This window comes from Pseudoalteromonas arabiensis, from assembly GCF_001550155.1.
Taxonomy (GTDB): Bacteria; Pseudomonadota; Gammaproteobacteria; order Enterobacterales; family Alteromonadaceae; genus Pseudoalteromonas; species Pseudoalteromonas arabiensis.
This window is the reverse complement of the sequence record NZ_LRUF01000021.1, coordinates 393,656-407,115: the sequence shown is the minus strand read 5'-3', so window position 1 is coordinate 407,115 and position 13,460 is coordinate 393,656. Positions and strand designations below refer to the sequence as shown.

The window sequence follows — 13,460 nt, the reverse complement described above, 5'->3', positions numbered from 1 at the left end:
GGGCTCCTTAGTAAAAGAGCCCTATTTATGGTCACTCGATGTTAATGAGGGTACTGCTTACCTGCGAGTCATATGTCACAGTGATAACTGCGGTACCTAAATTATTAGCCTTACTCGTTACTCTAAAAGCTGCCTGCTGAGTGCCAGGGTTGATTAGTATAACGAACATCTAAACCTAAACCGCGGAGCGAGAAAATTTAGATGTTCGTATAAAAAACGCTGATATAGCTACTCTACACCAATAAAACCACCGGTTTGATGTGACCAAAGTGCAGCGTAAATACCCCCTTTTTGGATTAGTTCTTCATGAGAGCCTTGTTCAACGACGCCGCCTTCATCAAGTACTATGAGCCTATCCATTTGTGCAATTGTTGATAAACGATGGGCTATGGCAATAACCGTTTTGCCTGTCATTAAGTCATCTAGACTTGTTTGAATAGCAGCTTCTACTTCTGAATCTAAAGCACTGGTTGCTTCATCTAAAATAAGAATAGGGGCATCTTTTAATAATACACGCGCTATGGCGATACGTTGACGCTGCCCTCCTGACAGTTTCACACCGCGTTCACCGACTTGTGCAGCAAAACCTTTATTGCCTTTACTGTCTTCTAAGTCCTCAATAAACTCAATTGCTTTTGCTTGTTTTGCTGCTGCTAGCATTTCTTGTTCAGAGGCATCAGGTCGTCCATAGAGGATATTATCTTTGACTGAACGATGTAATAAGGACGTATCTTGTGTGACCATTGCAATATGTTTGCGTAAGCTTTCTTGAGTTACGTTGGCAATGTTTTTGCCATCTATACTAATGGAGCCGGAATCAACATCATAAAAGCGCAGTAACAGATTGACGAGTGTGGATTTTCCCGCACCAGAGCGGCCAACTAAACCTATTTTTTCGCCAGGCTTGATAGTAAGGTCCAATCCATTGATAACAGGGCCTCTGTGGGTTTCATTTGCTGCTTTTCCATAGTTAAACTGTACGGAATCAAACGTAATCTCACCTTGCGTTACAGCTAAAGTGTCTGCGTTTGGTTTATCATCGACATCAATGGGTGTTGATAGGGTTTTCATACCATCAGCCACTGTACCAATATTCTCAAATAGACTACTGATCTCCCACATAATCCATTGAGCCATGCCATTTAAGCGAAGTGATAAGCTTACGGCAATAGCAATTGCCCCCACTGATATTGCACTAATCGACCATAAGTACAAAGACAAAGCAGCAATACTAAACACAAGAAGGTAGTTTAATGTATTGATAGAAAAATTTAGGCTCGTTACTAAGCGCATTTGTTGATAAACAGGCTGTAAAAAAACATCCATACTATCTTTGGCATATTGTTCTTCGCGTTGTGTGTATGAGAACAATTTGATGGTGGAGATATTCGTATAGCTATCTACCACTCGACCGGTCATTTCCGAACGAGCATCAGCTTGTGAACTCGCGATCTTTTTTAATCGTGGTACAAAGTACATTTGTATAGCGGCGTAGACGAGTAACCACACTAATAACGGGATCATTAGGCGCCAATCTGAGTCTGCAACGAGAAACACCATAGCGCCAAAGTAAACAACAATGTACATCAACACATCGAGTAGCTTCATGACAGATTCACGCGCTGCCAGTGATGTTTGCATCACTTTCGTTGCTATTCGTCCGGCAAACTCATTTTGGTAAAAACCGATACTTTGTCGAAGCAAATAACGGTGTGCTAACCAACGGATCGACATAGGGTAATTACCAAGCAAGGCTTGGTGTAAAATTGCAGAGTGAAAAAAAACGACGATTGGCAAAACAATCAATAATACGACAGCCATTTTTATTAACTCTGACTTTTGTTGGTCAAATAATGTCTCTGGAGTGTATTGGCCTAACCAGTCAACTAGTTGCCCCATGTAGCTAAAGAGCGACACCTCTAAAATAGCCAAAGCTGCAGCACTTAAAGACATCAGTATCAGTGATAACTCCATGCCTCGAGTATAATGACGGCAAAATGCAAATAATGTATTGGGTGGCTGGGAAGGCTGCTCTTTTGGAAATGGATTTATCATCCGTTCAAATAAACGATACATACACGACACTTTTCAAAGTAAGATTGCCTAACTATATCACTGAGCAGAATTTTTAGCAGTTGATTTACCTAAAAAACTATTAAAATACATCATGATTCAAGTGTTTACATATCTTAATTACCATGGAACTATAATAAGAAAAAGGAACTTACCATGAAAAAACGGCTTAGCTTATTTGCACTCATGATCAGCTTACCTATAAGTGCTTATCAAACAGACACTTTCACCTTTAAAGGTAAGAAGACCGCGATAGAAAAACCGCTGACAATTACTTTACCTGATAACTACGAAGAATCTAAAAACTATAATGTTGTTTACGTATTACATGGCTTTAGTGGTAATCACACTGATTGGACAAAGCTCACTAACATTGAACAACTTGCTGACCAATATAATGTTATCGTTGTTAACCCAGATGGTAACTTTGGCTCTTGGTATTTAGATTCTGAGGTCGACAAAACATCGCAATATGAAACATACATTGCTGAAGACGTTGTAGACTATATCGATTCTAATTATTCGACTAACCGGTCTAAAACTGGCCGAGCAATCACAGGGTTATCGATGGGAGGGTTTGGTGCACTGCATATCGCGATAAATCACCCTCATCGGTTTGCAGCTGTATCAGCGATGTCTGCGGGGGTCGATGTAAGACCTTTTAGTGCAGAGTTTGATCTTACCAAGGTGCTTGGCAATTATGCTGAAAATGAAGCAAGGTGGGATAGCATCGCTATCGTTAATAACCTTCATAAAATTGCAGCAGGTAATACAGCATGGAAAAAGAGCGCTGACGATCTTCCCATCATGCTTGATATTGGCGTTGATGATTTCTTTATTGAACAAAACCGAGCCTTGCATCAAGCGATGCTAAATCTGCGTATTCGGCATGATTATATCGAACGCCCAGGCACTCATGATTGGCATTATTGGAGTAAAGTCATTCCTTATCAGTTTTTGTTTTTAACTTCTCATATGGCACCGTAAATAGATGTTTCAACGTTTTCTTATTCTATTAGCAATTGGTTTTTTTGGGTTTATCGGTTGGGTTATTTACCTTGCTAATACAGGTCAGAAATCGGTGTTTTTTGATTTAGTTGCTGCGATACCTTATGGCGATAAGCTTGGGCATTTTTTATTGTTTGGATTGCTCACACTATTTATAAACTTAGCGTTTAAGTTCAAAGCCAGTGTTATTGGGGGCTTTAAAATATATTGGGCTGCTTTAATTGTGTTTACTTTTGTTGTGTTGGAGGAGTTCAGTCAATACTTTATTGCCACGCGTACTTTTGATCTTGTTGATTTACTGGCTGATTTAAGTGGCATTGTATTTTTTTGTATTGTATCTACTTTTTTATCAAAAAAGTTGTACCCAATTACTACTTAATTGCTCAGTTACTTGCTCGGTTTAGGCTATACTCAGTTTATAGTCAGCTTGAAAGTCGCTTATGAAGAAAGAAACGCCTGAATACTTGTCTGGTATTATTGAGCTTTTATTAGATGCTGTTTGTGTAGTAGATGCAAAGGGTTGCTTGCTTTTTACTAACCCTGCCTTTGAAACTATTTTTGGCTATCCCCCTGAAGAAGCCATCGGTAGATATATGTTAGATTTTGTCTACCCAGAAGACAGGACTAAAACTATCAATGCCGTTAATCAAATTGTTATAAATAATCATCCTCCTCGTTTTGAAAATCGATGGGTTAGAAAAGATGGCCGTATTGTACATGTTTTATGGTCAGTTTACTGGTCTGAAGAAAAACAAGTCAGGGTGGCAATAGCTTATGATATTACCGAGCAAAAGAACCTCGAACAAAAACTGATTTATATGGCAGGACATGATCCATTAACAGATTTACCTAATCGCAGCTTTTTGATTTCTGAGCTAGAAGAGTCATTGTCTGTTGCTAATACGATATCGACAATTATTGCTGTCCTCTTTATTGACATAGATGGTTTTAAACAAGTAAATGATTTTCATGGTCATGCAGCGGGCGACAAGCTATTAAAAACAGTTGCGATGCGTCTTCGTCACCAACTTAGAAAAGAAGATAGTGTAGGGCGCTTAGGGGGAGATGAATTTGTTGTTATTTTAAATAGTATTAGTAATAAGCAAGATGTTGTCGAAGTCGTTGATTTATTGCGTGAAGAGATTTGTAAATCTCTTGAATATAATAATGAGTTACTAAGCTACTCGCCAAGTATTGGTGTGGTTTTATTCCCTGAGCATTATGGTGATGCTGAATATTTAATCCAATGTGCTGATAAGGCAATGTATGATGCGAAAAAAGCAGGGGGAAACCAAGCCGTTTTTTATCACAGTGGAATAAAGCTTCCCAATGTAAAGCCAGAGTAGTTTTAAGAGAAAACGACTATTTAGGCTGATAAGTAATCGTATCGGACTCACACTTAAGTTCTGTTCAATGATTGTTTTAACCTGATAATCTGTTTTCTGACTCATAACTATTGTGCGAAAAAAAATAGTAGTTAGCCTTGAATGATTCATTGAAGGAGTGAAACTATGTTTAAGCGTAAAATAATAACAACAAGTGGTGCTTTGTTTAGCTCATCACTGTTATTGGCAACGGCAGTGCATGCCACGACACCTCAATACAAAGGTCAACAAGCTTTGCATGATATTGCAAATGCAGTTTCAAAAACGCGTATAGAGCAAGATATTCAAACCTTGGTTGATTTTGGTACTCGTCACACCTTATCAGAAACGAAATCGAATACGCGCGGTATTGGTGCGGCCAGGCGCTGGATAAAATCTGAGTTTGAGGCCATTTCAAAAGCCTGTGGTAATTGTCTAGAAATCATTGAAGTAAAAGACACTATCTCTGGTGAAAAGCGTATTCCAAACCCAGTAGAAGTTGTCAATATCGTGGCGATTCAGCGCGGCCAAGTTGATGAAAACCGCATGATAATGATGTCGGGAGATATTGATTCAAGGGTCTCTGATGTAATGGACTATACCTCTGATGCACCAGGGGCTAACGATAATGCTTCCGGTGTGGCTGGTGTGCTTGAATCTGCACGTATTTTGTCAAAGTATAAATTTAATGGCTCGATTGTGTATGCTGCGCTGTCTGGTGAAGAACAAGGCTTGTTTGGTGGTAAAATTTTAGCTAAATATGCACAAGAGCATCACTGGCGTGTTCATGGCGTTTTAAATAACGACATGATTGGTAATTCAACCGGCATTAATGGTGTTACAGATAACACAACAGCACGTATCTTCTCAGAAGGTACTCGCGTTATAGAAACAAAAGAACAAGCTAATAAACGCCGCTTTACCGGTGGTGAAGTCGACTCTGCAAGTCGTAACCTTGCACGCTACATTGATACAATTGCGGATAGATATATTGAAAATCTAGATACCATGTTGGTCTATCGACTCGATCGATTTGGTCGAGGAGGGCATCATCGTCCATTCAACGATGTTGGTTTTGCGGCTGTGCGCATTATGGAAACCAATGAAAACTACAATCAACAGCATCAAGACTTACGTACTGAAAATGGCATTACTTACGGTGACACCATCGATCATGTTGATTTTGCCTATGCGGCTAAATTAACCTCGTTAAATGCTGTGACAATGGCTTCAATGGCGTGGGCACCCGCACCGCCAACAGGTGTCAGTATTTCAGGTGCTGTAAAGCCAAGTACAACACTAGCTTGGCATAAAAGTGATGATCCAACAGTGGTTAGCTATAAAATTTATTGGCGTTATACCAGTGAACCACAGTGGCAGTTTAGTCGGGACGTTGGCAAGGTAACCGAAGCCACCCTTAAAAATGTCGTGATCGATAACTACTATTTTGGTGTCGCAGCCGTGAACAAAGACGGAATTGAATCCCCAGTTGTGTTCCCAGGGGACGTTGGCGCATTTGAGTGGCCCAATAAGTAAGTTATTAGGCGTCATAGCGTACATTAATGTGCGCTATGAATGATCCTAATTCGCATTTCGACAAAGCTATTTTGTAAAATTAACTCTCTGTTAGCAGCGTTAAAATGTCTTCGCTTTTCATCCATATCCACAACAAAAAATATGCGCTAGCATAAAGTTAACTTAGCGAGTGGCTTTAGCACATGATTACTTGACCTTTTAAACCATTTTTATAGAGTAGTCTTCACTTATCATTCAAAGTGATCGATTTTTTACTAAATAGAGTTTAATTAGTAACGAGTAATTTCAATAGCTTAATAGAGGAGTTGGCATGCAATATCTACAAGGAATTCTGCAAACAGTAAAGGAATCTAACCCTAACGAACCTGAGTTCTATCAAGCTGTTGAAGAAGTACTATCATCTCTGAAGCGTGTCGTTGATGGACATAATGATTATAAAAAAATGGGCATTATTGAGCGATTAGTTGAACCGGAAAGACAAATCATGTTCAGAGTTCCATGGCTTGATGATAACGGGAATGTGCACGTTAACAGGGGGTATCGTATTGAGTTTAGCTCTACTCTTGGGCCTTTTAAAGGAGGTCTACGTTTTCATCCCAGCGTAAACCTTGGAGTTGTTAAGTTCTTAGGCTTTGAACAGATCCTTAAGAATGCGTTAACGGGTTTACCCTTAGGTGGCGCAAAAGGAGGTGCAGACTTTGACCCGAAAGGGAAAAGTGATAACGAGATTATGCGTTTTTGCCAATCTTTCATGACAGAGCTATATAGGCACATTGGTGCTACAACGGATGTACCAGCGGGTGATATTGGCGTAGGTTCAAGAGAAATAGGCTATTTATTCGGCCAATACAAGCGCATAACTAATCAGTTTCAAGGGGTGCTAACGGGTAAGCCCTTGCTGATGGGGGGCTCTGCATTAAGAGCTGAGGCCACAGGCTATGGCATAGCTTATTTTCTAAGTGCTATGCTTGATGCTAAAAATGACTCTTTACAAGGAAAGCGTTGTCTCGTATCAGGCGCAGGTAATGTCGCACTCCATTTGATGGATAAGCTTAGCCAATGTGACGCTATCGTTTTAACCTGTAGCGATTCAAAAGGGACTTTATACTGCAAAGATGGTTTAGATGTTGAGCTTGTTAAACACTTAAAAACCGAACAAGGGGCTGAGCTTCGAGACTACCTAAACACACACTCTGAAGCTGAGTTCACACCCGTTAATCAGTACCCAAGCAATGGTCATAAAGTATGGCAATATGAAGCTGATATCGCTTTACCCTGTGCAACTCAAAATGAAATTACTAAAAATGATGCGACTTCACTTGTAGAGAATGGCTGTTTAATCGTATGTGAAGGTGCAAATATGCCAAGCACTGCAGAAGCGCTGACTGTTTTTAAAAAGCATAAAGTTTATCTTGGACCTAGCAAAGCTGCGAATGCGGGTGGTGTGGCAACTAGTCAGTTTGAAATGGCACAAAATGCTAGTATGCAAACATGGCGACCAGAGCAAGTCGATGAAAAACTCCAACAAGTTATGAGGACTATCTTCGATACTGTTTCCACTACAGCGAAACAGTACTCTCATGAAGATGATCTAAGCCTTGGCGCTAACATAGCAGGTTTCGAGCGTGTAGCAGAAGCAATGATGAAACAAGGCGTTGTATAGCTGAGATCTGAAAACAACCCCATGCCATTTTACAGAAAACGCATGATATATGGTGGCTTTGAGACTATTTTAGATAAATAAAAGTGCATTTTTAGCTAAAGCTCTATAATGCAGAGCTTTAGCTATCTCTTAATTACGAGAATGTTTTTTCACTGAGCAACTCCTGCATTTGCTCACGCATTTTGAATTTTTGTAGCTTACCTGTGACTGTCATTGGGTATTCATCGACAAAGTGAATGTGCTTTGGTACTTTAAAATAGGCAAGCTTGTCTTTTAAAAATGTGCGAATGGCCTGTTCATCTAGTACTGCATCATCCTGTGGTTGTATCCACGCACACACTTCTTCGCCATATTTTTCATCGCTAATTCCAAAAATTGCGGCATCTTGGATACCTGGGTAGGTGTAAAGTACCTCCTCGATTTCTCGTGGATATATGTTCTCACCGCCACGAATAATCATATCTTTAATGCGACCAACGATAGAAACAAACCCTTCTTCGTCCATTACCCCTAAATCTCCAGAGTGTAACCAGCCGTCCTTATCAATGGTGGCATCCGTTTTCTCTTTATCGTTCCAATAGCAGCGCATGATACCCGCACCGCGGCTACATACTTCGCCAGGGATACCAATCTGTTGAATATCACCCAGTTCATCAATAATTTTCACCTCGGTATGGGCCAGAGCGCGGCCGACAGTACTCACTTGCTTTTCAATTGGTGAGTCAGTTTCAGTCACATTGTTAATCGGGCTACATTCAGTTTGCCCATAACCAATCACGACTTCTGTCATATGCATTAGTGAATGAACTTTGCGCATAACTTGCTCAGGGCATGTCGAACCGGCCATGATGCCCGTTCGTAGGCTAGATAAATCATACTGAGCGAACTCTTTGTGTTCCAATTCTGCTATAAACATAGTCGGTACGCCATGAAGAGCGGTACAACGTTCTTTTTCTACCACTTCAAGGGTTGTTTTAGGATCAAATGAATCACTTGGGAAGACCGCTGTTGCACCTTTACTAATACACACTAAATTACCTAACACCATACCAAAACAATGGTACAGAGGCACAGGAATACAGAGTTTATCCTGATATGTCAGTTTCATAGCCTCAGCCATCAAAAAGCCATTATTGAGAATGTTTTTATGCGATAAGGTCGCGCCTTTTGGGTTGCCTGTGGTGCCTGATGTAAATTGAATATTGATATCTTGCTCGCAATTCAACGTAGCTGCAATCGCATCGAGTTCGAGTTTATGAGCATCTGTAGCGCGTTGCATTATATCATCAAAACTGAACATTCCTGGAGCTGGCTTATCACCAATACGGATGATGTTTTTTAAATGTGGAAGGGCGTTTAGGTTTAACTCACCTGCATGTGAGTTTTTTAACTCAGGGGCAAGTTCGTTAAGCATGCTTATATAATTACTCGCTTTAAATTCACTCGCGGTAATAAGTGTTGAGCACTCAACGCTGTTAAGGGCATATTTTAATTCACTGGGGCGATATGCTGGGTTAATACATACCATAATGGCACCAATTTTTGCGGTAGCGAATTGCGTTAAACACCATTCAATATTATTAGGGGACCAGATACCAACACGGTCTCCTGGTTTAACGCCAAGCGAGAGTAGCCCCATAGCGAGTTGATTAATTCGATGTTGGTATTCTTTGTATGTCAGACGAATGTTTTGATGATTAACAACAATAGCAGGATGTTCTGGGTTATTGTCGACAATAGCGTCAAGATACTGACCTATTGTTTTATCAATTAAGGGAACATCAGTAGCGCCTTGGAAATAGCTTTGTGTTAATGGAAGACTGTTACCATGTATATTGTTTGCTTGCATTGTGTTCTCCGTGTCCTATTGAATGTTGTCGTGGACTTGATGCGAAAATAGCTAAATCAATTTATTGAATATTCGCATAGCATTAGCTTACATGTTTAACTAAGCATAGATTGTCGACAAATGAAAGCGATATAAGACTAATGTACAGAGTGTAGCTCTAAGTTGGGAGGAAAGGATGGTCTTTTTACAGGCACAAAAAAACGTGCATAAGCACGTTTTTCAAGTATTGATAAATGGTTAGGCTTCATCTCGCTTGTAGGTTTTACGCATCAAATAAACGTAGGCATTAATAAAGGCATTTTCTTGAAACTTTTTAAGACCTGTATCTTCAAACGCGATAGGTAGAGGGTTACGTTTTAACTGTTCTTTTATTGTCGTTGCGCTTAATACTTCTACGTCTAGTTCTTCAATCAGTTGGATAGCCGTTTCCATCTTAAAACCTTTTGCACTGCCAGCAAACTTACCTTTCGGCTGACGTTCTTTAATTGCTACAGAATCAATTTGATAGTCTTGCATTAATTTTCTGAAATCAAATTGAAATTTACGCATCACTTCCGTGTCGTTACCGTTCGCTAAGGTAAAGCGAGTTTGTCTTATATCACGGATATCAAACACATCGTTATCTTTCGTTAAAATACACAGCAGCACGTCGCTACCGGTAATTTCTACACCGCATGTTCTCATGGTCATTCTCTAAATAACTTAATTTTCGCAATTATAGCAAGTAACGACCTGAAAAACAGTTGCTTTAAAAATGAATTTTAATAGCAATCGCACTATGATCACTGACGCTTATGTCTTCAAGTGTTTCGGCAGGATTTAAATGTTCTTCAAAGCTCGAATAGGAGACTGAACTCACTTTTGACATTGCACATTCAGGATTAAAATGTGCAGAAACAAGGATATAATCAAGTACGCTGCCACGGCGATGGTAATAATGACTGAAGGGCTTAGTATAGCCTGCTTTATTTTCATCACTAAATAGATATGCATCTGTTAATCCTACCACAGGTTCATTTTGCTCGATGCATGGTTCACAGCGTGTCGGATGAAAACCTTGTGTCATAAATGATAATGTCGGGCTAGTAAGTACATCGTTAAAATCACCCATCACAATAGTTGCACATTGTTTTTCACGCTGTGTCTTTAAAGCATCGTAATAAACAATTGAGGCCTCGAGGGAACGTGATATTTGCGATTGCATAGTCCCCACAGTTTGATGTAGCAATTGAAGTAATGGATCTTCAAGGTTATGAATATTTAAAATATGCGCCATTGATTGCACGCGTTGTGATTTAAAGTGAACCACATAACAGCAGATATCCCCAAAGAAGGGGATTGAGATTAAGCATTTAATAGGGGTTCTATTGAACTTGAACTCATTTTGGTTATTCAGGTATTCAAGCAGTTCAGGGCATGGTGTCAGTGGTTCACAGCTTTTTAAAGGGTACTTACTGGCTAAAGCGACAATGGGATTGAAAAGTACCTGTGGATACAGCGCATCGTGACTTGGCGTGTCAACTATTTCAAAGTAGTCGTAACCTGCTTCTTTACATTGTACTTCCAATGCTTGATAGCTAAACACTTCTTGAAAAGCGACTATATCGGCTTGGGTTTGGTTTAGAAACTGGGCGATAAATTGCTGCTTTTGGCGCCACTGGGTTTTATTATAATGTTCATGTTGCTGATAAAAAGAATAGGGTGGTGCTGTATAATTTAGCAAATTAAATGTTGCAAATTTAACTGTGTGAGGTTTTGACATCATATTTACCCAAAAAGTTATCTTCACTAAGTATGAAATGGGATAAGTAATTGTCAATTTAGTCTTCTAACTACTTGTATTTGAATTCAGTAGCGGCGACAATGGTCGTTCATGTTTGCGAAGACTCAGTGAATATGAGCCTAAATAGGCACTAAAATGGCAATGCTTATTCGTAAAAGCGTTGCAGAGTTTACAAATTAATTTTTTAAAAAATACATGTGATGCATTGTAGGCATCACCACTGTAGTAAGGATTTATAATGCCAGTTATTACCCTCCCTGACGGCAGTCAGCGTAGTTTTGAAAACCCAGTAAGTACCTATGATGTAGCAAGTGATATCGGTCCTGGCCTTGCCAAGGCAACTATTGCCGGCCGTGTGAATGGCTCGCGTGTTGATGCATGTGATTTAATTACCGATGACGCACGTTTAGAAATTATCACAGCAAAAGACGACGATGGTTTAGAGATCATCCGTCACTCATGTGCGCACCTTATTGGTCATGCAGTTAAGCAACTTTTCCCTGAAGCGAAAATGGCAATCGGTCCGACCATCGATAACGGTTTCTATTACGATATCGATATGGAGCATTCTTTAAGCCAAGACGATTTAGATGCAATTGAAAAGCGTATGCTTGAGCTTGCTAAAACAAACTACGATGTGGTTAAAAAGACCGTCAGCTGGCAAGAAGCGCGTGATACTTTTGAAGCACGCGGTGAAACATATAAAATGGAAATCTTAGACGAGAATATTGCAAAAGATGACCGTCCAGGCTTATACCATCACGAAGAATATGTTGACATGTGTCGTGGCCCACATGTACCAAATATGAAATTCTGCCAACACTTCAAAATTATGAAAGTGGCGGGTGCATATTGGCGTGGTGATTCAGAAAATAAAATGCTACAGCGTATTTATGGCACAGCATGGGCAGATAAAAAGCAACTTAAAGCGTATTTAAAACGTTTAGAAGAAGCTGAAAAACGTGACCATCGCCGTATTGGTAAAGCACTTGACCTTTGGCACTGGCAAGAAGAAGCACCAGGCATGGTGTTTTGGCATAATGACGGCTGGAGCATTTACCGTGAACTAGAAGACTTTGTTCGTGAAAAACTACGTGAGTATGATTACGAAGAAGTGAAAGGCCCACTAATGATGGATCGTGGTTTATGGGAAAAATCAGGTCACTGGGATAAATATTCAGATGCCATGTTCACAACTGAATCAGAAAAGCGCGAATATGCAATTAAACCAATGAACTGCCCAGGTCACGTGCAAATCTTTAATCAAGGTTTAAAATCATACCGTGATCTTCCATTGCGTATGGCTGAGTTTGGGTGTTGTCACCGAAACGAACCATCAGGTGCATTGCACGGCTTAATGCGTGTACGTGGCTTTACTCAAGATGATGCGCATATCTTCTGTACAGAAGAGCAAATCATGGATGAAGTATCGTCATGTATCAAAATGGTTTACGATACATACGAAACGTTTGGCTTTGAAAAGATTGTTGTAAAACTATCAACTCGTCCAGAAAAGCGTATCGGCGAAGACGAAATGTGGGATAAAGCTGAGCTTGCACTGGCTGAAGCGCTGAAAGCAAATGACATTGAATTTGATTACCTACCAGGTGAAGGTGCATTTTATGGTCCTAAAATTGAGTTTACACTCTATGACTGTTTAGATCGTGCATGGCAATGTGGTACTGTACAGCTAGATTTTGCATTACCGGGTCGTTTAGGTGCGACATACGTTGCAGAAAATAATGAACGTCGTACACCAGTGATGATTCATCGTGCTATATTAGGTTCAATCGAGCGTTTCATTGGTATTTTAACCGAAGAATACGCTGGCTTGTTTCCAACATGGCTTGCGCCTAAGCAAGTTGTGATTATGAATATCACCGATAAACAAGCTGATTATGTGCAAGAAATTGTACAAAAATTAAATAAACTTGGAATTAGAGCCGCTGCTGACTTGAGAAATGAGAAGATTGGCTTTAAAATCCGTGAACATACGTTAAAACGTATTCCATATTTACTTGTTGTTGGCGACAAAGAAGTTGAACAACAAGAAGTGGCAGTACGCACTCGCACAGGTGAAGACCTAGGCAAATTTAATGTTGATGATTTTGTAGCTAAAATTAGTGATGAAATAAAAAATCGACAGTAAATCATGAGCGTGTAGGGCATAACAAACAGCTAACT

10 protein-coding genes are annotated in these 13,460 nt (G+C 39.9%); 6 read left to right on the top strand and 4 right to left on the bottom strand.

Going from position 1 to position 13,460, the window contains the following annotated elements:
• Nucleotides 1-228: 228 nt before the first annotated feature.
• Nucleotides 229-2,076: an ABC transporter ATP-binding protein gene (locus tag PAARA_RS11485; protein WP_062569167.1), complete on the bottom strand. Its 1,848-nt coding sequence runs from the start codon at nt 2,074-2,076 to the stop codon at nt 229-231.
• A 153-nt stretch (nt 2,077-2,229) separates the two neighbouring features.
• Between PAARA_RS11485 and PAARA_RS11480 the strand changes: the two genes are divergently transcribed.
• The 5 genes from PAARA_RS11480 to gdhA all read left to right on the top strand — a co-directional run bounded on the left by PAARA_RS11480 (nt 2,230) and on the right by gdhA (nt 7,644).
• Complete coding sequence (locus PAARA_RS11480; RefSeq protein WP_062569166.1) at nt 2,230-3,060, top strand: alpha/beta hydrolase; 831 nt, start codon at nt 2,230-2,232, stop codon at nt 3,058-3,060.
• A 4-nt stretch (nt 3,061-3,064) separates the two neighbouring features.
• Nucleotides 3,065-3,460: a VanZ family protein gene (locus tag PAARA_RS11475; protein ID WP_062569165.1), complete on the top strand. Its 396-nt coding sequence runs from the start codon at nt 3,065-3,067 to the stop codon at nt 3,458-3,460.
• Between the two features lie 61 nt (nt 3,461-3,521).
• The gene (locus PAARA_RS11470; RefSeq protein ID WP_062569164.1) at nt 3,522-4,427 is read left to right on the top strand and encodes a sensor domain-containing protein; all 906 of its coding nucleotides are present in this window, start codon (nt 3,522-3,524) and stop codon (nt 4,425-4,427) included.
• 165 nt (nt 4,428-4,592) lie between these two features.
• Nucleotides 4,593-5,981, top strand: a complete 1,389-nt coding sequence (locus tag PAARA_RS11465) for a M28 family metallopeptidase (protein ID WP_062569163.1) — start codon at nt 4,593-4,595, stop codon at nt 5,979-5,981.
• A 310-nt stretch (nt 5,982-6,291) separates the two neighbouring features.
• Nucleotides 6,292-7,644, top strand: coding sequence for an NADP-specific glutamate dehydrogenase (gene gdhA / locus PAARA_RS11460; protein ID WP_062569162.1), 1,353 nt, complete (start codon nt 6,292-6,294; stop codon nt 7,642-7,644).
• Nucleotides 7,645-7,777: 133 nt separating this feature from the next.
• Here gdhA and PAARA_RS11455 read toward each other — a convergent pair whose 3' ends face one another.
• The 3 genes from PAARA_RS11455 to PAARA_RS11445 all read right to left on the bottom strand — a co-directional run bounded on the left by PAARA_RS11455 (nt 7,778) and on the right by PAARA_RS11445 (nt 11,255).
• Complete coding sequence (locus tag PAARA_RS11455) at nt 7,778-9,493, bottom strand: AMP-binding protein (RefSeq protein ID WP_062569161.1); 1,716 nt, start codon at nt 9,491-9,493, stop codon at nt 7,778-7,780.
• Between the two features lie 237 nt (nt 9,494-9,730).
• Nucleotides 9,731-10,177 (bottom strand): DUF3010 family protein, encoded by a 447-nt coding sequence (locus PAARA_RS11450; RefSeq protein ID WP_062569160.1) that lies wholly within the window; start codon nt 10,175-10,177, stop codon nt 9,731-9,733.
• Nucleotides 10,178-10,241: 64 nt separating this feature from the next.
• Nucleotides 10,242-11,255: an endonuclease/exonuclease/phosphatase family protein gene (locus tag PAARA_RS11445; protein WP_062569159.1), complete on the bottom strand. Its 1,014-nt coding sequence runs from the start codon at nt 11,253-11,255 to the stop codon at nt 10,242-10,244.
• 259 nt (nt 11,256-11,514) lie between these two features.
• On the opposite strand from PAARA_RS11445, the gene thrS reads away from it, so the two are divergent.
• A complete protein-coding gene (gene thrS, locus PAARA_RS11440; RefSeq protein WP_062569158.1) occupies nt 11,515-13,425 on the top strand; it encodes a threonine--tRNA ligase in 1,911 nt (636 codons plus the stop codon).
• The last annotated feature ends 35 nt before the right edge of the window (nt 13,426-13,460 follow it).